The following is a 25,054-nucleotide window of genomic DNA, read 5'->3' on the forward strand; positions in this document are numbered from 1 at the left end:
GGTTGATTAGTTTACTAAATTTTTTAATTCTCCTTTTGATTTGATGATTTGTATTTCAGCTAATTTGTATTCCAATTGTGCTGTTGTGTAATTATTTTGCGCTTCCGATAAAGCGTTTTCGGCATCCAAAAGTTCGGTTAAGGAAGCCAAGCCGTTGATGTAATTATTTTTGGTGTTTTCCAGTACTGTTTTGGCCAAATCAGCGTTTTCTTTTTGTGTTTTGATGTTGATTATGCTATTGTTTATCTGCGTTTTAGCATTTTCGAAACCATAATTTAATGCCAATTCCGTGTCTTTGATGTCTTCTTCCACTTTTTTCAGGCTTACTTCCGCTTGACGGACTTTGGATCGGGTTCCGAATCCACTGAAAACAGGAATATGAAGGTTCAATCCAACAGAAGAAAAATCAGTCCAATATACTCCGTCTGCCGGTTTTGCGAACCACGGAAATTCTTTTCCTAAGCCTTGATAACCGTAATTGGCACTCAGGGAAAGGGTAGGGTAATATTCTGCCTGATAGGCTTTTTTCTGAAAAGTTAAAAGCTGTTGTTGTTTTTTCAGTAAAGCCATTTCGGTTCTTTTGCTGCTTTCTACTTTATCGGTAAAGGCTTCGGCGGTCACTTCTAAGGTGTTTTCAGGGAGTTTGATTTGCTGTTCCATTGGCATTCCGATGAAAAATTTCAAAGTGTTTTCCTGTAGTTGGACAGCATTGGTCAATTGCTGGCGCCCCGCTTCAAGGTTGCTTACTTTAACCGAAATACGATCCAAATCGATTTTTTTCGCTAATCCGTTTTCGAACTGGCCTTTAATAATGTCCCGTACTTTTTTAGTGCTTTCGAGATTGTTGGTTGCGATGGCCAATTGCTGCTTGGTTACATAAACCTGATAGTAGCTGCCGGATACTTTTTCAATTAACTGCTCTTCGGTCAGTTGTTGGTTGATAGTGTAAAAATCGCGTGTAGTTTTAGCCGCTTTGAGTCCTGTAAATACAGACTGATTGAATAAGTTTTGGGTTAAGGTGGCGACAGCGTTGCTGTTCCATTTCTGTCCGAATGGGACCATTATAACCTCACCTGGGCGATTGATGATTTCCCCAGGTAACGCGCTTTGCTGCAAAATAGGATTGTATGTTAATCCAGCGTTTATGCTCAATTGCGGTAATGCCATGGCGCGTACTTCGGCAATCTGATGGTTACTGTTTTCTACATTTAATTTGGCTTTTTTTGCATCGGCTTTGTTTTCCAAGGCGAATGTAAGGGCATCTTTAAGCGTAAGCTCTTTGACGTCTTGTGCCTGAGCAGAGAAGGCGAAAGCTATTAAGGTTGTGATGAATATTCTTCTCATTATATATTTGGATTTTGTAAATGTTTTTCAAGTTCTTCTATTCCTTTAGGAGTTGCAATGGCTCGTGTATGATATTCCAGTGCTTTTATTTCCAATTCGTGAGCATCTTTCTCGTAAACCGTGTTTTCGTTGATGTTGAAAATCAAGGTGTAATAAAAATCTACCGCTGTTTTGATGTCCAATTCTTTGCGATACATGCCTTCTGTAATTCCCTTTTCAATGTTTTTTTTGAAATTATCACTGCAGAATTCGAAACTTTTTGCGTGTATTTTGTCGAAAATCATCGGATAATGTTTTTTCAGCTGATACACTGGCGAAGTGTCGTAGGATTTGAACATTTCTTTGAACATTTTCTGGATTTCAAAGTTTTCTTCAATGGCATTGAAATTCTTCTCCGTTATAATGTTGATTTTTTCATTAACATCATTATGGATTCTTTCCGTGGTTTCTTCCACTAAAATTTCTTTGTTGCAGAAATATTTGTAGATCGTTTTTTTGGAGATGCACATTTCTCCTGCAATATCGTCCATCGTCACGCTTTTAAAACCTAGTTTTAAAAACATGTCTTTGGCTTTGCACATAATTTTCTCTTTCATAATCATAAAGAATTCGATGCAAATTTACTTTGGAAACTTTAAACACAAAAATAGTTTCCATAGTTTTCACAATTATTTAACATTCGGGTTAAGTGTCTGTTTTGGGTTGTTTCGGGAGATTCCGGAAATCTTTTTTACCATTAGGTGGTAAACTCCCACCAATTAGAGAATTTTTGTTGTTTTTTTAAATAAATAATCTCTCCAATTTTCGGGGTTATTGTTTGCAGGTCAGTATCTTGGCTTAGTGAACTGATTTTTGTCAGAGGTTCATCCCAGTCGTGATTGGCTAAGGCAAATTTTGAAGAATGCACCGGAAATAATTTTATTGCTTTTAAGTCGTTTGCAGCTTTTATAACTTCTTCGGGCATCATATGAATGTACTTCCAGCTTTTATCGTATTGCCCGTTTTCTAAAATGGCCAAATCGAATGGGCCAAGGTTTTGTCCTGCTTTTGCGAAATGGCTGTCGTAACCGCTATCGCCGCCAATAAAGATATTCATGGAAGGTGTCTTTAGTGCAAAAGATGTCCAAAGCGCCTGATTGCGTTTTAGGCCACGACCTGAAAAATGTCGTGCAGGAACTGTGGTTACGGTAAATCCTTTGTCGGGTGAGAAGCTCTCGTTCCAGTCTTTTTCTATAATTTGATCTGAAGAAAATCCCCAGCGTTCCAAATGCGCACCTGTGCCTAGGCCACAAATTACTTTTCCAACTTTAGATTTTATTTTTTTTACAGTTTTATAATCCAGATGATCCCAATGATCGTGTGTGATGAATAAATAATCAACAGCAGGAATGTCATCAGCGGAATACACACTGGTTCCTTTAAAGGCTTTTGTGGTAAACTTCACTGGTGAAGCTGTTGCGCTCAATACGGGGTCAACGAGAATTTTTTTGCCGTCCAATTGTATAAAATAGGAGGAATGACCAAACCAAATCAGTACGTCTTTTTCAGGTTCTAAATTGTGTAGATTGGTTTTGATGGCCGGAATTTCTTCTATTGGTTTTTTGCGCTCATTTTTGCCAAAAATAAACTCTTGGATGACCGAATAATAGGTGGCGTCATCTGTTAAATCCGGCGTTGGACTTAAATTCTGAAAGGCACCGTTCTGATAGTTTGGTGAATTTTTAATTTTTTCCAGATGGTTTCCTTTTGGTGTTGCTCCGAAAGCGTTTCTTCTTAAGAACCAGATGGCGGTTAAGAGAAGTATAGCTGTTAGTATGATGATTGTGATCATTTTACGATGAATTAATTTCAAAACAAAAGTAAAAAGGAAACTATAAACACTTTAAAAGTTTCCAAAGTTTTATAAATAAATTAACATTTGAAAACAGTTTAATTTGAAGTACTTTAGCCGAAAATTTGTTGTATGCATTCCATTTCGCAGTATCAGACGTTCATTACCGATCATTTCTCTCAGATTTCCATAGACAGAGAACCTAAAAATTTATACGAGCCCATTCAATACATTTTGTCGTTAGGCGGTAAACGAATCCGTCCGGTACTTACTTTAATGGCTGCGGAAGTGTTTAACTGCGAATATAAAAAAGCGCTGGCTGCGGCTACGGCGGTGGAAGTTTTTCACAATTTTTCACTGATTCACGACGATATTATGGATGATGCACCCTTGCGTCGCGGACATGAAACCGTACACGAGAAGTGGGACATCAACACCGGAATTTTATCCGGGGATGCCATGCTGATTTTGGCCTACCAGTATTTCGAACAATATGAACCTTCCGTTTTCCGGGATTTGGCAAAACTTTTTAGTAAAACCGCGCTGGAAGTTTGTGAAGGACAACAATGGGATGTCGATTTTGAAAACCGTGACGACGTAACCATTCCGGAATACCTGAAAATGATTGAATACAAAACCGCGGTTTTAGTGGGTGCGGCAATGAAGATGGGCGCCATAGTAGCGGAAACTTCCGAGGAAAATGCCAATCTGATTTATGATTTCGGACTGAATTTGGGCATTGCGTTCCAGTTGCAGGATGATTATCTGGATGCTTTCGGTGATCCTAAAACCTTTGGAAAGCAAGTGGGTGGCGATATTATTGAGAACAAAAAAACGTACCTTTACTTAAAGGCTGTTGCATATGCCGATGCGGATGTAAAAGAGCAATTGCGTCATTTGTTTTCGATTCAGCCAAGTGACAGCACGGATAAAATCGAAAAAGTAAAAGAGCTTTTCAATGCTACCGGATCGAGCGAAGTGACCAGAGAAGCGATAAAAAATTATACCTTTAAGGCTTTTGAAATGCTTGATCGGATGTCGATAGAAGAAGATAAAAAAGTGGTTTTACGAACGTTTGGTGAAAACCTGATGGGAAGAAAAGTGTAGTTTTCATGAATTCAAACTTATAGATGTACATAGCTCCTTTAAATACCGATTTGCTGCTTTCTGAAGCCCAGAAAGAAGAGCTGTATGTGAAGTTGGTGGAGCAAATCAATAAAGATTTTACTTTTGCCAACGAGAGTGTGGATTTTGCAACCGATAGTACGCCTATCGATCTCAAACGGCAACTTCATGAAAAAATTTATAAACTCATTCAGTATAAATTTGCCGAGTACCTAAATTTGCTATACATCATTGATGTATCCGAAGAGCAGGTAAAAAAATTGGACGGCTCCGATTTGGTGGATTTGGCCGAGCAGGTCACATTCCTGATTTTAAAGCGGGAATGGCAAAAAGTGTGGTTTCGTAACCGCCTTTAAAAATTCAATTCTTCTTTGAATTTCGGACTGGTGATTTTGATTTCGTAAGTATTGATGTTTTCCAGAGTTGGAAGTTTTTTTAGTTTTTTACGGAACGTTTCATCTTCCGTTTTAGAGATAACGGGATCTCCATAATCCTCTTCACAGGTTTCGTATTCTTTTTTATAATGAATTTTTCCATTGGAAAGATTGTAATCAAACTCACCCCAGTATTCACAAGGTTTTCCGAAAATTGTGCTGTAACCAATCAGTTCAAACCGATTGTTTTGGTAGCGGTATTTATGCGTGGTGCCCCATTTCCAGCTGGAACCTCCGTTGTGTTCGATGGTGATGATGCTGTTTTTTACTGAAAGGTTTTTGTCGAAAAAAGGGTCGCCCATCATTCCACCACCTTCACTGCCTAAAACAGCCGTTCTGGAAGTGACCATTTTTTGCCATTTTTTGTTTTGCCATTTATAGATGTCCAACTGTCTTATTTTGCCGTATTCACCTTGTTCCTCCAGTTCGGTTACCACTATTTTTTCGTTTCGTTTGTCGTTGTCCACATCTGCCTGAATTTCAGTGATGATGTTTTCCTGTGCCACCAATTCTGTAATACAAAGGAAAAAGAAAATGAAAAAAGAAAGTTGTTTCATATATGATTAGAAATAAACCCTAACAAACGGCATCCATGCCTGGCTGTACACATTGTTTGCTTCCCGATACAAAACGTTGTAGCGAATGCCGACGGTGATATTATTGGCCCGATATCCGGCTCCAAAATACAAGGCGGTGTTCCAGAAATCGTCCTTGATTTCAGGGGAAAATTGGGTGTAAGTATTGTTAACGCGCAGTTGTTCCAATTCGGCTGAAAGCTGGACTTCGGGAATTGGGTTGAACAATTCAATAAGACTGATGCCGTACAGATGGGATTCGAAATAATCACGAGAATCCACGTAACTGTATTGAAGTCCTAAACCAGTTGAAAAATAATCGTTTACATCATAAATTGCACTGGGTGCTACCATAATGTTGGAATAGCCGTTTCCGATACTCAAACCTAATCCGCCCCCAATGTGAATCCGATTCTTAAAATTACTTTTTTGTGGCGCATTGTTACCATTCTGTGCTTTTATGGAAGAAGTTGCCGTTAAAAAAAGAAGAGAACTCGCAAGTAATGTTAAAAAATTACTGATGTTTATTTTCAAGTTCATCATTAAGAAGAATTTATGATATAAAAGTATGAAAAACATTAGAAGATTATTATAAAGTATTGTACTTTTGCGTAAAATTTTTTAACCCAAAATCGTCATTCGACCGTATTATGGACAGGTTTTCCTTTTTAAACGCAGCACACACGGCATTTTTTGCCGATTTATACGATCAATATTTACAAAATCCGGACAGCGTAGAACCCAGTTGGAGAAGTTTTTTTCAAGGGTTCGATTTTGCCAATGAATTTGGTGCTTCTCCTGCCGATGAGCTTGCTGTTATGGCAAACGGAAGCGGAGATTGTTCCGCCGTTTCGGAAAAACTACAAAAAGAATTTAACGTTTTAAAGTTGATTGAAGGGTACAGAACCCGCGGTCACTTATTCACCAAAACCAATCCGGTTCGCGATCGCAGAACATTTTCTCCGGACTTGGCCATTGAAAATTTCGGTTTGTCATCCGCAGATTTGAATACGGTTTTTGATGCCGCGCGCATCGTGAACTTAAACCCGTGTTCGCTTCAGGATATCCTGAACCACCTGAACAAAGTATATTGCGAATCCATCGGGGTGGAATACATGTACATTCGCGATCCGAAAACTATCGAATGGATCCAGCGCCGTTTAGACATCAACGATAATTTACCGAATTTCAATACCGATCAGAAAAAACGCATCCTTGCCAAGTTAAACGAAGCGGTTTCTTTTGAGAATTTCCTTCATACGAAATACGTAGGTCAGAAGCGTTTCTCTTTGGAAGGAATCGAATCGGCAATCCCGGCTTTAGATGTACTTATTGAAGCTGCGGCAGACAAAGGCGTGGAGCAGTTTGTAATGGGTATGGCGCACCGTGGTCGTTTGAACGTGTTGGCGAATGTATTCGGAAAACCGACGCAGGACATTTTCTCTGAGTTTGACGGAAAAGATTACGATGACGATGCTTTGTTCGACGGAGACGTAAAATACCACTTAGGATTAACGGCGGACCGTACAACACAAAACGGTAAAAAAATCAACATCAATTTAGCACCGAACCCTTCGCACCTTGAAACGGTTGGAGCGGTAATTGAAGGAATCGCAAGAGCAAAACAAGATAAATATTATCCTGAAAATGCTTCGAAAGTATTGCCGATCGCGGTTCATGGAGATGCAGCGGTTGCCGGTCAGGGAATCGTGTACGAAATCATTCAGATGGCGAAACTGGACGGATACAAAACCAGCGGAACCATTCACGTTGTATTGAACAATCAGGTTGGATTTACCACGAATTATTTAGATGCACGTTCTTCAACGTACTGTACGGACATTGCGAAAGTAACCTTGTCTCCGGTATTGCATGTTAATGCAGACGATGCCGAAGCGGTAGTACACGCGATGTTATTTGCTTTAGAATACCGTATGGAATTCGGAAGCGACGTATTCATCGATTTATTAGGATACAGAAAATACGGGCATAACGAAGGGGATGAACCTCGTTTTACCCAGCCAAAATTATACAAAGCCATTTCCAAACATAAAAATGCGAGAGATCTTTATGCCGACAAATTGAAAGCAGAAGGAACTATTGACGGGAACTATGTTTCTGGATTGGAAGCAGAATACAAAGCCAATCTTGAGGAGAATTTAGAAAATTCCCGTAAAAAAGATTTGACGGTAATCAGCCCGTTCATGCAGGACGAATGGCAAGGTTTTGAACAAGCCGAAGCGAATGTAATGCTTCAGAAGTTTGAAACAAAAGTCGACAAACAAGTTTTAAAAGATGTGGCGAAAACCGTAACGGAATTGCCATCGGATAAAAAATTCATCAGCAAAATCACCAAACTAATCGGAGACAGAAAAGCAATGTTCTTCGAAACGGACAAATTGGATTGGGCGATGGGGGAAATGATGGCCTACGGATCGTTATTGACCGAAGGGTACGATGTTCGTATTTCCGGTCAGGACGTAGAGCGTGGAACATTCTCACACCGTCACGCAGTGGTTAAAGTGGAAGATTCTGAAGAAGAAGTAATCTTGCTAAACCACATTCCGAACAAAAAAGGAAATTTCTCCGTATACAATTCCCACCTTTCCGAGTATGGAGTTTTAGGCTTTGAATACGGCTATGCGTTAGCGAATCCAAATGCTTTAACGATCTGGGAAGCACAGTTTGGAGATTTCGGAAACGGGGCGCAAATCATGATTGACCAGTACATTTCCGCAGCAGAAGACAAGTGGAACAACCAGAACGGTTTGGTAATGTTGTTGCCGCACGGTTATGAGAACCAAGGAGCAGAACACTCCTCAGCTCGTATGGAACGTTTCCTTCAGCTGTGTGCAAATCACAATATGTATGTAGCAGATTGTACTACACCGGCGAATTTCTTCCACTTATTAAGAAGACAGTTGGTTACGAAATTCCGTAAGCCATTGGTGGTATTTACTCCGAAGAGTTTATTGCGTCACCCGGAAGCCGTTTCGTCTGTAGAAGAATTTGCAAACGGACAATTCCAGGAAGTTATCGACGATGCAAACGTAAATAAAGCGGAGGTGAAAACGTTGGTATTCTGTACCGGTAAATTCTACTACGACTTAAAAGCAGAACGCGAAGCGAACGGAAGAAACGATGTAGCTTTGGTGCGTTTGGAGCAATTGTTCCCATTACCAGTGGAGCAAATGAAAGCAATCATCGCACAATATCCAAATGCAGACGATTACGTTTGGGCACAGGAAGAGCCAAGAAATATGGGAGCTTACGGCTTTATGCTGATGAACTTCCACGAGGTGAAGTTCCGTGTAGCGTCGCCTAAAGCATACAGTGCGCCGGCAGCGGGAAGTTATGTGCGTTCTAAAAAACGTCATGCAGCCGCTATTGCGATGGTTTTTGATAAAACCTTATTTCAATAAAAATTGTATTTTTGAGAATCTTATAAATAACAACACCTATAAAATTATATAAAAGATGATTTTAGAAATGAAAGTCCCTTCACCGGGGGAATCGATCAAAGAAGTAGAAATTGCTACTTGGTTAGTAAAAGACGGCGATTATGTAGAAAAAGATCAGGCGATTGCTGAGGTTGATTCTGACAAAGCTACTTTAGAGTTGCCAGCTGAAATGAGTGGTGTAATTACCCTTAAAGCAGAAGAAGGTGATACAGTAGCAGTAGGTGCAGTAGTTTGTTTAATCGATACGGATGCCGCAAGACCAGAAGGTGGTGCAGCTCCAGCAGCAGCAAAAGTGGAAGAAGCACCAAAGGCTGAGACTCCAAAAGCAGCACCGGCTCCGGCAGCTGCAACATACGCTACCAGCGCACCATCGCCGGCAGCTAAAAAAATATTAGACGAGAAAAACATCCAGCCAACAGATATCGTGGGTACTGGTAAAGGTGGAAGAATCACCAAAGATGATGCAGTGAACGCTGTGCCTTCTATGGGAACACCAACCGGAGGTTCTCGTGGTTCGGAAAGAACAAAATTATCGATGTTGCGTCGTAAAGTGGCTGAACGTTTAGTAGCGGCTAAAAACGAGACCGCAATGTTGACAACTTTCAACGAAGTTAATTTAACCAACGTTAATAAATTAAGAAACGAATATAAAGATGCTTTCAAAGACAAGCACGGAGTTTCTTTAGGATTCATGTCGTTCTTTACCAAAGCGGTTACAAGAGCATTGCAATTGTATCCGGATGTAAACTCGATGATCGATGGAGATCACAAGATTTCGTATGACTTCTGTGATATTTCCGTTGCGGTATCTGGTCCAAAAGGTTTAATGGTTCCGGTTGTTAGAAATGCGGAGTTATTAACGTTCCGTGGTGTAGAAGCTGAAATCAAACGTTTGGCTTTACGTGCTCGTGATGGTCAAATTACAGTAGACGATATGACCGGTGGAACGTTTACTATTTCTAACGGTGGAGTTTTTGGTTCGATGTTGTCGACGCCAATCATCAATCCTCCGCAGTCAGGAATTTTAGGAATGCACAATATTATTGAGCGTCCCATTGCTGTAAACGGTCAGGTTGTTATTGCTTCCATGATGTATGTAGCATTGTCTTACGATCACCGAATCATCGACGGACGTGAGTCTGTAGGATTCCTGGTAGCGGTAAAAGAAGCGTTGGAAAATCCGGTGGAACTTTTGATGGATAATAATCCTAAGAAAGCGTTGGAATTATAATCCAATTATAAATAGTTATAAAAAAATCCCGTCTTTTAGGCGGGATTTTTTTTATGGTTACAACATCCGTGGCTTTGCGAAGTTTTAATTTTGTTACTACTACCACCAGTTTTTATATTAATAATAGCCGAAAATAGTATCGTTTTCGTTTATCATATTTTTTAATTTGTCGTTATTAAGTTTATAGTGTCACCATAAGAATTCAATACGCTTCTATTGTTTCTTATACTATGGTAACTCATTTTCTAAGTTTTACAATTTTTTTGCTTTCTCCATTTTCAAATTTCACAATGATAACTTGATTATACGTTTCTACAGGAATTTCTTGCCCAAGTAAATTGAAAGCTTTTACAATTTTAGAATCATTGTTTTGATTAAATCCTGTTATTGATAAGTTTTGTTGTTCTGATACTGTTGAAATGATTTCTCCAAAATCATTTGAAGTTGGTGAAATCAGATCAAAGCTGTTTTCCGTATTATTGATGAAGTTATATTTTACAACTTTATAATTTGTAGAAGTAACTTGATTTTTGATTATTCCGCAAATTTCGTGAGTATCTGCTAAAAAAGTTAAACTTTTTATTTTGTCATAATTAGTTAAACTTGTTGTATAAATATGACTGTTTATTACTGAAGCATCATTTGTATTTAGTTCTAATAGTGTGTGAATTGTTGGATTAACACTATAATCTCTTTTTACAACAAAAAGTCTATTTTCTGCAATAATTATATCTGTATAATCTGAACTTGCAACGACTGGTAATGTTAAAGTTGCTTCTGAGCCAGTTGTAATATTGTATTTATAAATAATATTTCCAGACATTCCGTAAATTTCGTTTGTCAAACTAGAGTATGATAAATCTCTATTGTATGAGGATGGAATGCTTGAAGTTAAATTATAAGAACTAATTATGTTTCCGTTTGATTGATTTATTTCTTGTATTGAATGAATGTAAATTGGCGAGTTTGAATAATCTCTTTTGGTTACGAACAATCTGTTATTTGCAATTATTATACCGCCGTAGTCTGTTGCTGTTGCCGTAGGTAAAATAAATGAGGTCTCATCGGAATTTATAATATTGTTTTTGGTAATAATATTGTCTGATATTCCAAATATTTCATTAGTTTGAGGATTGAACGTTAAACTTTTTGGAGAAGAATTACTTGGAAAATTTGTTGTGAAATTAGTGCTGTTTAAAACGGTTCCGTTTGATGAATTTAATTTTTGTAAGGTGTGAATATAATTGGATGAATTGCTATAATCTCTTTTCGTTATAGTTAAATTCTGTGAAAATGCATAAATGCTAAATGAAAATGCAAATGCAATTGATAACTTTTTCTTCATTTTTTGATTTCTTTTTAGTTGTTTTTTCTGGTAAGATTGTGTAAAATTAAACAGCCCTGCAAACATAAATATAAAAAATTACCTACACAATGACTTGTTTAGTGATGTTTTATAAAATGTTTTTACTGATCGAATTGCAGCGCAGAAAAAGAGACTTTGGAAAATCAGGTGGAACTTTTAATGGGTAATAATCCTAAGAAGGCGTTGGAGCTTTAATAGGTAAGTTTATAAATGAAAAATCCCGTCTTTTAGGCGGGATTTTTTTATGGGGTTGGGTTTTTAACGTTTTGAGGCTTTAAGAAGTTGCGTAAATTCGACACTAGCCATTACAAATATACCGAAAGGTTTTTAAGAAAAATTTGAAAATAGGTTAGAAGTACAAGTCCTTGCTCCTCCAAATACAAACCGGCGCTAGCCATTTCTTAAAACCGCTGTTAGCTGTAGCCAAAGATTTATTCTTGATTGCTACCATATAGTTTCAAAATATTCGCACAGAATTTCCATGTCTTCATTTGGGGATTCATGGAATTCCTTCATCTCATTTTTGTAGTAATCCCAATGAACTTTTTTCCAATGTTCTAAAGATTTATCTCCTTCACCTTCAGTATAAGCATATTCAGGTGTTATATCTTTAAACTTAACTATTTCAACTTTTGTTGTCCTAATTATTGCTTTAGGTTCTCCATTCCAATTTGTAACAATAGCAATATCTCCAATTTTTGGAAATGACTCATTGTTTTTTTTAAACCACCAGACAGATGGCGAAGTTGCTTGTTTAATTTTTCGAACAACTAACTCGGCACATTCATCAGCATCTTTTTTATTATCACAAAAGAAAAATGATTGTGGTTGTGGAGTATTAATGTATTCAGGATTATTGTTTTGAAATTCATTCCAATAATCGGTCATAGTGTTTCTTATTTCGTCATTATTTTTATTGTTTTTTTTTGTTGAGTTTTCACTTTGATTACAAGATATAAAAGTTATTAAAACAATAGGAATTATCAATTTCAGCATAGTTTTTTTGGTTACAGCTAATTCAAGAATATGTATAATTGAAACAATCTCATTTAGGAGGGTTTCATAAAATCATACAATCCGTACAAACATAACCATAAAAAACACTTACACAATCGCCAAATCTGATAATGTTTCAAAATGCAGTTAGATGGTCATCATTCCCAAGATTGAATAACCTGTCAAACAAAAAATCCCGCTTATAACGAAGCGGGATTTTTTTATAGGTTGTGTTTGTAATTATTGTTTTACAATCTTAACCGTGTTTTTCTGGTTGTTGGCTTCCACGCTCAGGAAATAAATGCCGCTTGTTAAGTGCGAAACATCCAGTGTGGTTTGGGTTGTGGCGAAGTTTTGTTTCATCACGGTTTTACCCAACACGTCATGAAGTGTCACGGATTCAATAGGAGCAGCGTTTTTAGAAGCAATTGATAGTACTCCTTTTGTCGGGTTCGGATACACTGTAAAAGCAGCATCGTTAAATTCCGAGACACTCATAGTTGCTACAAATTCCGTTTGGGTGGTATTGGTAACAATCGCCGGGTTGAAATCGAAATAAATCGAGGCGGTATTCGGGATAATATCACCAATCGCATAACCGGCTTTCGGTTTAATCTGGAAGGTAACGTGTCCTTTTCCTGCAGGAAGTAAATCAATACCATTAAAATTCCAGTTTACGTTGTTACCGGATCTGTTTAAAAGGTAAGGGTGACTGGCATCCACCATTTTAATGGAGGTCTCGTCTAATTTTGCATCTAAAACATCGTTGATTCTTACGTTTTCAGCATAATAGGTTCCCGTGTTTTCAAACTGAATAGTGTAGGTTAAATAGTCGTTGCTGCTAAAAGTAGCATGCACGATTTTACCGCCATGACTTTCGGCTTTATCGTTAGGGTCGTACGAACCTACAACAATCTGGGAAAGTGTCGAGGTGTTATTGGAGGCGACAACATCGGCTGATAAATTGCTGAAAGCTGCGGTGTTGGTCAACACATCATTCAGGTTTACAGTAGGGATCGTTGGCACCAGCATGGTTACGATAAAAGAACGGGTTTCGTGAGGTTGTAAATTGGTAAAGTCATAGGTAAATCCGTTGGCGTTGGAAACGGTTCCGGATTGTGATACAGAAGTGATGCTTACACGGTTATCTTTAGTAAAAGTTATCGTACCGGATGCAATAGCCTGATTTCCGGCATTATGATAGGCCACTCTGTTGCTGTATTGGAAACCGGGTCTTGGCGGTGCGCCGCTTTGTGTAACTCCTATTAGCGCGTCGGCATAAGGTAGTTGGGTAATCGGGAAATTGTAAACCGTAACGCCGGAACCGGCAACAAAACTGATATTGCTGTACGAGGATGGTGTTACCGAATAATAACTGCTGTACGTCGGATTAAGACTATAACTGAACGTATAAACATTTGCAGAGTTCGATTCCTGGATGTAATATGTGCCGTTAGAGGAAGCAGCCGTAGTGGCGGTTCCGCTGTTTAACTGATATTGGAAGTTCCCTAAGTTGGAATTTACCTCACCGTTGTCCTGAACGCCATTATTGTTGCTGTCAATAAAAGCATTCAGCAAGAACCCTTCATTGGCTACCGTGATGGTTGCTGTAGCGGTTGAACAGGAATTTGGGCTTTGTACCGCGCAAATCTGATAGGTAAACGTGTAGGTTCCCTGCGGTGTTCCCGGTAAAATATTGAGGGTTCCATTCGGATTGATTGAAAAACCGGATGGAATATTGGCCGAAGTTATGACAACGTTCGTGTAACTGTTGGTGTTTCCGGTTGTCGTTGTGTTGATCGGTAAATTGTTTAAAAAATCATTGGATAAAAGAGAGGTGCCGGACGGTGTAATGTTGGTACCATTCGGGTAAAGGGTTATATTGTCGTTATTGGCATTAATTGACAATCCCTGAACAAAAACAGTAGTGGTTATCGTTGCATTGGTGGAATCCGTTACCGTTACCTGATACTGACCGGATTGCCCTTGTGTAAAATAAGTCTGTCCGGTAGCGCCAGAGATAGGGACTCCATTCAGGCTCCATTGAAAACTGAAAGGGCCTGTGCCTCCGATTACTTCAGCAAATAACGAACTGACAGGAACATCTGAGGATTGAATGATATTCACGGAAAAGGCACAGCTGGGCATCCCCATAGTGGTGAAATACCGGGCTTGTGTCCAGGCGCTGGTTTCGGATGGCGCACAAACGGATCTTACGTAGCATTTATAGGAAGTGCAGGGTACAAGGCCTGTTATTAAAAAAGGATTTACGCTGCCTAAAATGGAAGGGACTGCTGTGCTGGTCGGTTCTGGGTCCGTTGCCAGTAAAAGTAAAATATCCCATTGTGTTGCATCACCGGAAGAATTCCATGATAAAGCAGCCGAAGTTCCTGTTATTTGTGATACCATTAGAGTGGTAGGGGTGGTGCAGTTTTGCCCCCAGCCAGGTATAAAACAGCAGCAACTGATTAAAAGCACGAAAAGGTAGTTTTTTGTCATCGAGTTGATTTTTAGGTAATTGATTCACCAAAGTTAGATAAAATTTACAAAACGTGAAAGATGAAATTTGTTATATTTGTAGGTAAATTCAGAATATAGGAAAAGGCGATTTACTTCAGGTACAAGTAATGATTGAAATAGTCGATGATCGCTTTTCCTTCCAATAAAATATCCGCACCAATGATGCCGTGAACCGGTTTGGCTTTGTATTGTTGTAATGCTGTGTTTACGTGGCTCATATCAAAAATCACCACAGAAAAATCGTTGGTTCTCCAGCGGGAGAGCTGTAAAGAATTATTGGTAGCCATTTGTGTGTACATGCCTGTAGCACCCGCACCTGCCGCTTGTGTTGGTGAATCTTGGGCGGTCAGGTTGAAAAAAGCCACACTTTCAAAGCCTATGCAGCTGTTCGAGGCTCCGGTGTCTAAAATGAAATTACCTTCCACACCATTAATTTTTGCTTTAATTAAAAGATGCTGTGTTTTGGAAACTTTGAACTTTATTTTTTTGTAACCTTCTGTTCTTAAGAGTGTTTTTAATTGATTCATCCGGAAATTGTTGCCTTTTGTCTAAATTATGGTTAAGCTTTTGAAATTGTAAAACAATTATAAAAAAGATAAAATTATTTTCGATAAATTAGTGAGATTAATTATAAATGTTCTTGCTATGATTTCAAAAATACCACTTAATTTTAGAGGGCTAGGACAAAGTTATTGGTTTTTAACCTTTTTAACTTTTATGATTGTTAGTCCTTTATGGGCACAAACTACCTTACATTCCGACAGTTTTAACGGTTCGACCCCAACGTATCCGAATCCTTATTTGTCGCCCAATGCTTTCACATCATCCGGAATTACGGCACAAGGACTAAGCGTCGGAGCTGGTGCCACCGGCGTTTCTGGTACGGCAAATCTTTATGCGGTTAGAAACTGGGGGCAGACAACGCTTGCGAATGCCCAAACCACCAATGATTACCTTCAGTTTACGTTAACCCCTGCTGAAGACAGGATGCTGGATATTAATCAAATCTCCTTCCAGATTACACGTCAAAACGCGCAAAGCCCCAATAACTTCACATTGGTCATTACCCGTCCAAGTGTAGCGGGTAGTGTGGTTTTGGGTACTCAGGCTGTTACCGGTACAGGAACTACCACGGTTTCGTTTGCCAATCTGATGACGAATGATTACATGAATAATATTTACGAAACGATAACAGTGCGCTTGTATGCTTATGGAACAACAGGGACTAACAGTGCGATACGAATCAGCAGTTACAATGTTAACGGTGTAAATGAAAACAGACCTTCATTGGCTCCGACAACAATTTGGGCTTCGCAGTGTGGCGGTACATTGGCAACTTTGGAAACTCCAATTTATTCCATATCTGTTTTAGGGGCGGACAGGGTTCGTTTTAAAGTGGCCCGTCAGGACAATCCTTCGGTGGAAGAAGTTGTTGAAAAACCAATGACTAACAGTACCTATTTCAGATTGACGGAATTGCAAACCATACCCTTGGATTTTAATAAAGGATATTTGGTTACGGTACAGATTCATAAAACAGTGAATGCTATTCCCGTTTGGTCGCCCTACGGACAAACCTGTACGGTATCGACGCCGAACATGCCAACGACTCAAGTTGTGTCGGCACTTTGTAATGCCACGTTAAGTTCGCTTGATACTCCTATATATAGTGCTTCAGTGCAAGGAGCATCAATAATACGATTCAAAATTACAATTCCGAATTCCGCATTCGGTGAGGAAGTTATTGAAAAAGTGGCCGCTAACGGAAGCTCTTTTTTCAGACTAACCGAATTACAGACAATTCCTTTGCAGTTTGGAACTACATATGCAGTGTCGATTCAGCATCAGAAAAGTTACTTCGGAACCGATTATTGGTCAGATTATGGAGCAGTATGTAATGTAAGTACGCCAAATATGCCAACTTCACAAGTGGTGCCGGCACAGTGTAATACAGCTTTAAGTAGTAACTCGGTGTCGATATACAATACGTCTGTATATGGTGCTACAGCAATCCGATTTAAAGTTTGGAAAACAGCCGAGCCGGAAATTGAAGAAGTTATTGAAAAAACAGCTGGTGGGAGTACCTATTTCAAGTTAACCGAATTGCAAACGTTAACCGTTGATCCAGGTGTAAGTTATTCCGTTTCAATACAGTATCAGAAAAATTATTTTGGCAATTTGTTTTGGTCGGGTTACGGGACGGTATGTACGGTTACCACACCGGGTACTGCAAGATTCACAGATGGTGATTTGGAAGTAAGAATGGAAAATACTGATGAAGTTAAGGCGTATCCAAACCCATTTGTTTCAGAATTCCAATTAACTTTGGGGGCTAATTCGCCGGCAAAAGTTACCGTATTTGACCAAAGCGGACGCCAGATTGAAGTGTTAAATAGCATGGGAAATACTTTAAAAATAGGTTCAGCCTACCAAAGCGGTATTTATTTGGTAGTGGTGCATCAGGGTGATACAACCCATCAGGTGAAAATGATTAAACGATAAACACCTTATTACTATAAAAAGAAAACCGTCTTTTAAAGGCGGTTTTTTTATGCCTTCTGATTTGAAGCTTTTTAATCTTACCTTACCTTTGCGTCAAATTTTGATCATGATCTTGACAGACACCCATACGCATTTATACTCTGAAGAATTTGCCGAAGACAGAACCGAGATGATAAACCGCGCCCTGAATAGTGGTGTGAAACGTTTTTTTGTTCCGTCGATTGACGCAAGTTATACCCAAAAAATGTATGCTTTGGAACAGCAATTCCCCGATAATATTCATTTAATGATGGGCTTGCATCCCTGTTATGTGAAAGAAAATTATGAAGCGGAACTGGCGCATGTGGAAGCCGAATTGGCCAAGCGAAAATTTGCCGCCATCGGAGAAATTGGGATTGATCTGTATTGGGATAAAACCACGCTGGACATTCAGAAAATAGCTTTTCAAAAACAGATTCAATGGGCGAAAAAGTATCAATTGCCGATTAATATCCATTGTCGAGACGCTTTTGATGAAATTTTCGAAGTGCTGGAACTGGAAAAATCAGAGGAGTTGTTCGGGATTTTTCACTGCTTCAGTGGAACCTACGAACAGGCGCTTCAGGCGATTTCCTACAATATGAAACTGGGAATCGGAGGTGTTGTTACCTTTAAAAACGGAAAAATTGATCAGTTTTTGCATCAAATCGATCTAAAACATATTGTTCTGGAAACGGATTCGCCTTATTTGGCACCGGTTCCGTATCGCGGAAAGCGCAACGAAAGCAGCTATGTTGCGCTGGTTGCCGAAAAACTTTCTGAAATTTACCAACTCCCGGTTGCTGAAATTGCCCGCATCACCACTGAAAATTCAAAAGAAGTTTTCGGGATTTAACAAAGAAATTCCCTTTGATTCACAAAAAATTCGTTCTTTTGTGAATTGTTAACGAATTAACCAAAATGCCAACAAAATTCGATTCGATTCGTCAGTTTTACGACAGTGAGGTAAATGCCGCCATTCAGAGCATTGCTAATCATCCTATGATGAAGGCTTTGATGAGTTTCACTTTTCCGGATATGGACGAGTCGGTATGGATGGAACAGTTAAAACGCACCCATTCTATTCGCGATTTTCAGGTTAATTTTATTTATCAGTCCATTCAGCGCGTGTTAGAACGCAGTTCGGAAGGGCTGACCACTTCGGGATTTGAAAAACTGGATCCGAGTTGTTCCTATCTTTTCATTTCCAATCACCGTGATATTATTCTGGATACCTCATTGCTTAATGTAAGTTTGTACGATCATGGGCAGATTATGACCGCTTCAGCCATTGGAGATAATCTGGTGCAGAAATCTTTTTTATTGGCCTTATCCCGTTTGAATCGTAATTTCCTGGTTCGAAGAGGTTTGCCGCCAAGAGAGTTGTTGCAAAGTTCCAAATTGATGTCGGAATTCATGTATCATTTGCTGTCCAAAGAAAATAGATCTGTTTGGATTGCACAGCGTGAAGGAAGAACCAAAGACGGAAACGATGCAACCCATCAAGGTGTTCTGAAGATGCTGGCTATGGCTTCGGATGAAAAGAATGTTATGGATTTCTTCCGAAAAATCAAGGTGGTTCCGGTTTCTATTTCTTACGAATACGATCCGACCGATGCGCTTAAAATGCCGCAATTGATGGCAGAGGCTAACGATGAGGTGTATATCAAAGAAAAAAACGAAGATTTTATTACGTTAATCAGCGGTGTTATCGGACAAAAAAAGCGTATCCATATTCATGTAGGCGATATTTTGGATAAAGAATACGATAAAATTATTGCCGAAAACGATAATACCAACAAACAGATACAAGCATTGGCTCAGGTAATTGACGATTCCATCTTGTCTACTTATAAGCTGTGGCCGACCAATTTTATTGCTTACGATTTACTTCACACCACGGATCAATTTGCGACAAAATACACCGAAAAGGAAAAACAACTTTTTGAAAGACGCCTGGAAATGCGTCTGGGCAGTGAAAAAGAAACGCTGCGCGACAGTTTCCTGGCCATGTATGCAAATCCCGTAATAAATAAAATGAAATACGGTAATGTCGACTAAACCGAAAATATTGTTGGTTTACACTGGGGGAACCATTGGAATGGTAAAAGATTCCGAAACCGGTGTGCTTAAAGCCTTCAACTTCGACGAGTTATTACACAACATCCCCGAACTGCGATTGTTAGACTGCGAAATCGAAACCTTTTCGTTTGGAAATCCGATAGATTCGTCTAATATGAACCCTGAAAAGTGGGTGGCTATGGCGGAAGCGGTAGAAAAAAATTACGATGCCTTCGATGGATTTGTAATTCTTCACGGTTCTGATACCATGTCGTATTCTGCTTCGGCCTTGAGTTTTATGTTTGAAAATCTGGCTAAGCCGATTGTTTTTACGGGTTCACAATTACCTATCGGAGATTTGCGTACCGATGCGAAAGAGAATTTGATTACCGCAATCCAGATTGCTTCGTTGCGTCATAAAGGAAAACCGGTAATTTCGGAAGTGTCCTTGTACTTTGAATATAAACTGTACAGAGGCAATCGAACTTCAAAAATCAGTGCTGAACATTTTAATGCTTTTGCCTCTCCAAATTATCCTGAATTGGCGGAATCCGGTGTGCATTTAAAAGTAAACAATGAATTACTTTTAAAGAAAACGGGAAATAAAAAAATGAAAGTCAATAAGGAATTTGACAGTCATGTGGTGGTAATTAAGATGTTTCCGGGAATTAATGAAAGTGTTCTGAAAGCAGTGTTGTCCATTCCGAATTTAAGAGGTGTGGTGCTGGAAACCTATGGTTCCGGGAATGCACCAACTGAAGATTGGTTTATCAGTACCCTTAAAAAAGCCATAAAAGGAGGTTTGCATGTAGTGAACGTTACACAGTGTTCTGGCGGTAGTGTAAATATGGATAAGTACGAAACCGGAATTCAGCTTAAAAAAATGGGAGTAATTTCAGGTAGGGACATCACAACGGAAGCTGCTGTAACCAAATTAATGTATCTGTTAGGGCAAAATGTACCACAGGCAGTATTCAAAACTATTTTTGAGACTTCCATTCGGGGAGAATTGTCGTAAAATTTTCTTCGAAATCGTTGAATAAACCAAATAAAAGTCGTTATTTCGCAATCTGAATTTAGAGGGGTGTCCGAGTGGTTGAAGGAGCAAGCCTGGAAAGTTTGTATATGGGTAACTGTATCGTGGGTTCGAATCCCATCTCCTCTGCTAAATGAGCAAGGCAATCGTAAGATTGCCTTTTTTTATTACCTTAGTGTTGGAAAATTTAGCCTATGAAAAATCTTTGGTTGTTACTGCTAATGGTTGCTTTGCCTGTTTTAGGTCAGGATCAGGACGAAAAAGAGCCTGAAAAGAAGACTGTTGCTGTTGTCGATTCTCTTTATAGGGAAGATCAGTTTTATTTTTCCATGGCATACAATTTGGTGCAAAGTAAACCTTCGGACTATTCCCAGCGCGGTTTTTCACCTACTTTTGCTTTTGGTTTCTTGAGGGATATGCCTGTGAATAAAAAAAGGACTATTGCGTTTGCTTTGGGAGCGGGCTATTCGTTTACAAGCATTAAGCATAATTTAACCGTTACTAAAACGGCAGCAAATGAAACTTTTTTCGATGTAGTATCAGAGTCTTCTTTTGATAAAAATAAGTTAGAGCTGCATACAGTTGATGTGCCGTTGGAAATCCGTTGGCGGACATCTACACCCGAAAGCCATAAGTTTTGGCGAATATATACGGGCTTTAAAGCGAGTTATGTTTTTGCTTCCAAAGCGGTTTATAAGGCTCCGGGTGTTAATTATAAGTTGGCTAATATTGATGCGTTGAATACATTTCAATATGGAGCTTATATTAATGCCGGATATAATACCTGGAATCTGTATGCTTACTATGGATTAAGTCCAATTTTTAAAAAAGGAACTGTGGCAGGTAAAGATTTGGAATTGAATTCGCTTAATTTAGGTTTGATGTTTTATATCTTATAACCAAAAATACCAAAGTCCTATTTGTGGCAGTGCACCTGCAAAAATTCCTATCAGAATTTCTTTTACTGAATGTGCGTTCATGTAAAGTCGGGAAGATGCAACACAGCCAATCAGTACCATTGAAAAAGCAATGAGGTTTAAAAATGGCACACCGTAGTGCAACGAGATGCCTATTATAAAAAGAGAAAGACCTGTAATTCCAATCATATGGATGCTTGCTTTGAAATGAAACACCGAAAGGAGTAGGGCCAAAAAAGTACTGATTAATGCACCATTATAAAAGTAATACAACTCTGGTACTACAATGGTGGAAAAACTATGTTGGGTTAAAACTAGAAAAAACATGGCTTGAAAGGCAAGCGGTAACCGTCTTTCGCGGGTTTCGTTCAGCATGATGCCCGATTTTATCAATCCCAATGATTTTAATAAAAAATACATCGATAACGGGAGAAAAACTGTCAGGATACTAATCTGAATCAGCGTAAGCCAGATTTCATGCGGATAGAAAAAGCCTTTGGTAACATAAAAATAAAACAAGGCAGCATAAACCGAAATAAAAAGCGGGTGAAAAGCATAGGAAAAGAAAGGTAAAATCTTTTTCAAATCCATGGCTATATTTTTTTACGCATTCGTGCTACCGGAATATCCAGTTGTTCACGGTATTTGGCAATGGTTCTTCGGGCAATCGGATAGCCTTTTTCCTTTAGAATATCGGCTAATTTGTCATCCGGAAGGGGCTTGCTTTTGTCTTCTTCCTCGATAACTAACTGTAATATTTTTTTAATTTCTATGGTGGAAACATCTTCGCCCTGGTCATTTTTCATGGCTTCGGAGAAAAATTCCTTAATTAATTTAGTGCCATAGGGAGTTTCAATGTACTTACTGTTGGCTACTCGGGAAATGGTTGAGATGTCTAAACCTATCATGTCTGCAATATCTTTCAGAATCATAGGTTTTAGCTTGGTTTCATCGCCGTCCAGAAAATATTCCTGCTGATAATGCATAATAGCATTCATGGTTACCCAAAGGGTTTCATTGCGCTGTTTGATGGCATCGATGAACCATTTAGCGGAATCCAATTTCTGTTTGATAAATTGCACCGCATCTTTCTGGGCATTCGATTTGTCTCTCGAATCTTTATAGGTTTGCAGCATTTCCTGATAGTCTTTGGAAACATGCAGTTCCGGTGCGTTTCTGCCGTTTAAGGACAGTTCCAGTTCGCCGTCGGTTACCCTTATGGTGAAATCCGGAACAACGTGCTCTACGGTTTTGGAGCTATTGTCAAACGAGCCTCCCGGTTTCGGATTTAACTTTTCAATTTCATCAATCGCTTTGCGCAGTTGTTCCTGGGAAACATCAAACTTTTGTAATAGTTTGTCGTAATGTTTTTTGGTGAACGCTTCAAATTGATTTTCAAGGATGCTGATAGCCAGACTCACCGAATCCGTTGGGGTTTTATGGCGAAGTTGCAACAGTAAGCATTCCTGAAGATCTCTTGCACCTACCCCGGCTGGTTCCAATTGATGGATAATGTGAAGAATTTGCTCCACTTTCTTTTCTTCCGTATAAATACCTTGTGTAAAGGCCATGTCGTCTACGATGTCCTGAATGCTTCGACGGATGTAACCCATGTCGTCAATGCTGCCCACTAAAAATTCGGCAATTTCCCGTTCTTCATCGGAAAGTATAAAGGTATTCAGTTGGTTGATTAAATCCTGATGAAAACTCACGGTTGCTGCAAAAGGAAGGCTTCGGTCTTCATCGTCATCACTGTAATTGTTTGCCTGAAGCTTGTAATCCGGGGTTTCATCATTGCTCAGGTACTCATCAATATTGATTTCGTCAGCATCGATTTTTTCGTTGTCGAAGTCGTCATAGTCATCGTAATCGTCTTCAGTATTGTAGTCTTCGGTTTCCAGGCTTTCTTCTTTTCCAGATTCCAAAGCGGGGTTTTCCACCATCTCTTCTTTTAAGCGTTGTTCAAAGGCCTGCGTAGGCAATTGAATCAGCTTCATCAGTTGAATTTGCTGAGGCGATAATTTTTGAGATAACTTAAATTGAAGATTCTGTTTGAGCATTTACAAAGGTTTTTATGCAAAAGTTCCAAGCTTAAAGTTAGTAAAAAACCTGAAACTTGGAACTGTAAATTATAAACTAAATTTTATTAGAACTCAGCGTTTTGCGGTGTTCTTGGGAACGGGATTACATCGCGGATGTTACTCATGCCGGTTACAAACAATACCAAACGCTCGAAACCAAGTCCGAAACCGGAGTGTACAGCGCTTCCGAAACGACGGGTGTCTAAGTACCAGTGCAATTCTTTTTCGTCAATCCCTAAGGTTTTCATTTTCTCTAAAAGCACGTCGTAACGTTCCTCTCTTTGTGAACCGCCTACGATTTCACCGATGCCTGGGAATAAAATGTCCATGGCGCGTACGGTTTCCATACCTGGTTCGGTGTTGTCGTTCAAGCGCATGTAAAATGCCTTGATTTTTGCAGGATAATCAAATAAAATTACGGGACATTTAAAGTGTTTTTCTACTAAGAAACGCTCGTGTTCACTTTGTAAATCGGCACCCCATTCGTCAATCAGGTACTGGAATTTTTTATTCTTGTTCGGTTTCGAATTTTTAAGAATGTCGATGGCTTCGGTATAGGAAACACGTTTGAAGTTGTTGTCCATTACAAAACTCAATTTTTCCAGAAGTGTCATTTCACTTCTTTCCGCCTGTGGTTTCGATTTTTCTTCTTCCAATAAACGTTGCTCTAAGAATTTCAAATCGTCCGCACATTTCTCGGTGGTATATTTGATCACGTATTTGATGAAATCTTCCGCCAAATCCATGTTGTCTGCTAAATTGTTGAAGGCAACTTCCGGCTCAATCATCCAGAATTCTGCCAGGTGACGCGAGGTGTTCGAGTTTTCAGCACGGAAGGTTGGTCCGAACGTATAAATCTGTCCTAATGCCATAGCATAGGTTTCACCATTCAACTGGCCTGAAACGGTCAGGTTGGTTTCTGTTCCGAAGAAATCTTCTTTGAAGTTTACTTTTCCGTCTTCGGTTCTTGGCGTGCCGTCAAAAGGCAAGGAGGTTACTCGGAACATTTCTCCTGCACCTTCCGCGTCCGATCCAGTAATGATAGGCGTATTTACATAGAAAAAGCCTTGCTCCTGAAAATATTGGTGGACTGCAAAAGCCAACGTTGAACGCACGCGCATAATCGCTCCAAACATATTGGTACGAATTCTTAAATGCGCGTTTTCACGCAAAAATTCCAAGGAGTGTTTTTTAGGTTGCATCGGATATTTTTCCGCATCGCAATCGCCTAAAATTTCTATTTTGCTAACCTGAATTTCTACTTTTTGTCCGGCACCCTGACTTTCAGTCAATGCTCCCACTACACAAACAGCAGCTCCTGTTGTAATTCTTTTTAAGGTTTCTTCCGGTGTGTTTTCAAAATCAACCACACACTGGATATTATTGATAGTCGAACCGTCGTTCAACGCGATAAACTGATTGTTTCTAAATGTTCTAACCCATCCTTTTGCTTTTACTTCATGTAGTCCCGGTGCGCTGTTAAGCAGGTCTTTAACTTTAGTATGTTTCATTTTTTCAATGTTTTGCTTCAGTTTTCCTTATACAACTGAAATTAT

At 39.2% G+C, this 25,054-nt stretch carries 21 protein-coding genes and 1 tRNA gene; 10 read left to right on the forward strand and 12 right to left on the reverse strand.

The annotated features are described in order from the left end of the window. Positions 1–6: 6 nt before the first annotated feature. The 3 genes from ABGT15_RS10695 to ABGT15_RS10705 all read right to left on the reverse strand — a co-directional run bounded on the left by ABGT15_RS10695 (position 7) and on the right by ABGT15_RS10705 (position 3,175). Complete coding sequence (locus tag ABGT15_RS10695; protein WP_367231414.1) at positions 7–1,344, reverse strand: TolC family protein; 1,338 nt, start codon at positions 1,342–1,344, stop codon at positions 7–9. Further along, a complete protein-coding gene (locus ABGT15_RS10700) occupies positions 1,344–1,940 on the reverse strand; it encodes a TetR/AcrR family transcriptional regulator (RefSeq protein WP_367231415.1) in 597 nt (198 codons plus the stop codon). Before ABGT15_RS10700 ends, ABGT15_RS10695 begins: the two co-directional genes overlap by 1 nt. A gap of 140 nt (positions 1,941–2,080) precedes the next feature. Then, positions 2,081–3,175: an MBL fold metallo-hydrolase gene (locus ABGT15_RS10705; protein WP_367231416.1), complete on the reverse strand. Its 1,095-nt coding sequence runs from the start codon at positions 3,173–3,175 to the stop codon at positions 2,081–2,083. Positions 3,176–3,307: 132 nt separating this feature from the next. Between ABGT15_RS10705 and ABGT15_RS10710 the strand changes: the two genes are divergently transcribed. Beyond that, positions 3,308–4,282 carry a polyprenyl synthetase family protein gene (locus ABGT15_RS10710; protein ID WP_367231417.1) on the forward strand — a complete coding sequence of 325 codons (975 nt, stop codon included), beginning with the start codon at positions 3,308–3,310 and terminating at the stop codon, positions 4,280–4,282. A 23-nt stretch (positions 4,283–4,305) separates the two neighbouring features. After that, a complete protein-coding gene (locus ABGT15_RS10715) occupies positions 4,306–4,656 on the forward strand; it encodes a hypothetical protein (protein ID WP_367231418.1) in 351 nt (116 codons plus the stop codon). On the opposite strand, the gene ABGT15_RS10720 is transcribed toward ABGT15_RS10715, so the two are convergent. Together ABGT15_RS10720 and ABGT15_RS10725 are read right to left on the reverse strand one after the other, a co-directional pair. Next, positions 4,653–5,291 (reverse strand): hypothetical protein, encoded by a 639-nt coding sequence (locus ABGT15_RS10720; RefSeq protein ID WP_367231419.1) that lies wholly within the window; start codon positions 5,289–5,291, stop codon positions 4,653–4,655. The genes ABGT15_RS10715 and ABGT15_RS10720 overlap by 4 nt on opposite strands. A 6-nt stretch (positions 5,292–5,297) precedes the next feature. Continuing rightward, the gene (locus ABGT15_RS10725) at positions 5,298–5,852 is read right to left on the reverse strand and encodes a hypothetical protein (protein ID WP_367231420.1); all 555 of its coding nucleotides are present in this window, start codon (positions 5,850–5,852) and stop codon (positions 5,298–5,300) included. A gap of 107 nt (positions 5,853–5,959) precedes the next feature. Between ABGT15_RS10725 and ABGT15_RS10730 the strand changes: the two genes are divergently transcribed. Together ABGT15_RS10730 and odhB are read left to right on the forward strand one after the other, a co-directional pair. After that, on the forward strand, positions 5,960–8,731 hold the full coding sequence (locus ABGT15_RS10730; protein ID WP_367231421.1) for a 2-oxoglutarate dehydrogenase E1 component: 2,772 nt from the start codon (positions 5,960–5,962) through the stop codon (positions 8,729–8,731). A 55-nt stretch (positions 8,732–8,786) separates the two neighbouring features. Beyond that, positions 8,787–10,001 (forward strand): 2-oxoglutarate dehydrogenase complex dihydrolipoyllysine-residue succinyltransferase, encoded by a 1,215-nt coding sequence (odhB, locus tag ABGT15_RS10735; protein ID WP_367231422.1) that lies wholly within the window; start codon positions 8,787–8,789, stop codon positions 9,999–10,001. A gap of 238 nt (positions 10,002–10,239) precedes the next feature. Here odhB and ABGT15_RS10740 read toward each other — a convergent pair whose 3' ends face one another. The 4 genes from ABGT15_RS10740 to ABGT15_RS10755 all read right to left on the reverse strand — a co-directional run bounded on the left by ABGT15_RS10740 (position 10,240) and on the right by ABGT15_RS10755 (position 15,410). Beyond that, complete coding sequence (locus ABGT15_RS10740; RefSeq protein WP_367231423.1) at positions 10,240–11,346, reverse strand: hypothetical protein; 1,107 nt, start codon at positions 11,344–11,346, stop codon at positions 10,240–10,242. 465 nt (positions 11,347–11,811) lie between these two features. Beyond that, positions 11,812–12,363, reverse strand: a complete 552-nt coding sequence (locus tag ABGT15_RS10745; protein ID WP_367231424.1) for an ASCH domain-containing protein — start codon at positions 12,361–12,363, stop codon at positions 11,812–11,814. 240 nt (positions 12,364–12,603) lie between these two features. Beyond that, the gene (locus ABGT15_RS10750; protein WP_367231425.1) at positions 12,604–14,862 is read right to left on the reverse strand and encodes a DUF7619 domain-containing protein; all 2,259 of its coding nucleotides are present in this window, start codon (positions 14,860–14,862) and stop codon (positions 12,604–12,606) included. A 110-nt stretch (positions 14,863–14,972) separates the two neighbouring features. After that, positions 14,973–15,410, reverse strand: a complete 438-nt coding sequence (locus ABGT15_RS10755) for a retropepsin-like aspartic protease (protein WP_367231426.1) — start codon at positions 15,408–15,410, stop codon at positions 14,973–14,975. A gap of 118 nt (positions 15,411–15,528) precedes the next feature. Here ABGT15_RS10755 and ABGT15_RS10760 point away from each other — a divergent pair, with 118 nt between their 5' ends. The 6 genes from ABGT15_RS10760 (at position 15,529) to ABGT15_RS10785 (ending at position 21,399) form a co-directional block, all read left to right on the forward strand. Next, positions 15,529–17,385 carry a T9SS type A sorting domain-containing protein gene (locus ABGT15_RS10760; protein ID WP_367231427.1) on the forward strand — a complete coding sequence of 619 codons (1,857 nt, stop codon included), beginning with the start codon at positions 15,529–15,531 and terminating at the stop codon, positions 17,383–17,385. Positions 17,386–17,491: 106 nt separating this feature from the next. Further along, entirely contained in the window at positions 17,492–18,259 is a 768-nt protein-coding gene (locus ABGT15_RS10765) for a TatD family hydrolase (RefSeq protein WP_367231428.1), read from the forward strand. Between the two features lie 65 nt (positions 18,260–18,324). After that, positions 18,325–19,464, forward strand: a complete 1,140-nt coding sequence (locus ABGT15_RS10770) for a 1-acyl-sn-glycerol-3-phosphate acyltransferase (protein WP_367231429.1) — start codon at positions 18,325–18,327, stop codon at positions 19,462–19,464. Next, positions 19,454–20,482 (forward strand): asparaginase, encoded by a 1,029-nt coding sequence (locus tag ABGT15_RS10775; protein ID WP_367231430.1) that lies wholly within the window; start codon positions 19,454–19,456, stop codon positions 20,480–20,482. The genes ABGT15_RS10770 and ABGT15_RS10775 overlap by 11 nt, the downstream gene beginning before the upstream one ends. 60 nt (positions 20,483–20,542) lie before the next feature. Then, positions 20,543–20,629: transfer RNA gene (locus tag ABGT15_RS10780), tRNA-Ser, on the forward strand. A gap of 65 nt (positions 20,630–20,694) precedes the next feature. Beyond that, positions 20,695–21,399 carry a porin family protein gene (locus ABGT15_RS10785; protein WP_367231431.1) on the forward strand — a complete coding sequence of 235 codons (705 nt, stop codon included), beginning with the start codon at positions 20,695–20,697 and terminating at the stop codon, positions 21,397–21,399. Here ABGT15_RS10785 and ABGT15_RS10790 read toward each other — a convergent pair. From ABGT15_RS10790 to asnS, 3 genes are all read right to left on the reverse strand, one after another. Then, complete coding sequence (locus ABGT15_RS10790) at positions 21,394–22,008, reverse strand: hypothetical protein (RefSeq protein WP_367231432.1); 615 nt, start codon at positions 22,006–22,008, stop codon at positions 21,394–21,396. The genes ABGT15_RS10785 and ABGT15_RS10790 overlap by 6 nt on opposite strands. Positions 22,009–22,010: 2 nt before the next feature. Continuing rightward, positions 22,011–23,477 carry an RNA polymerase factor sigma-54 gene (gene rpoN / locus ABGT15_RS10795; protein ID WP_367231433.1) on the reverse strand — a complete coding sequence of 489 codons (1,467 nt, stop codon included), beginning with the start codon at positions 23,475–23,477 and terminating at the stop codon, positions 22,011–22,013. Between the two features lie 86 nt (positions 23,478–23,563). Continuing rightward, complete coding sequence (asnS, locus tag ABGT15_RS10800) at positions 23,564–25,009, reverse strand: asparagine--tRNA ligase (protein WP_367231434.1); 1,446 nt, start codon at positions 25,007–25,009, stop codon at positions 23,564–23,566. Positions 25,010–25,054: the final 45 nt, after the last annotated feature.

The sequence above is a fragment of the Flavobacterium enshiense genome, from assembly GCF_040750275.1.
GTDB classification, from domain to species: Bacteria; Bacteroidota; Bacteroidia; order Flavobacteriales; family Flavobacteriaceae; genus Flavobacterium; species Flavobacterium enshiense_B.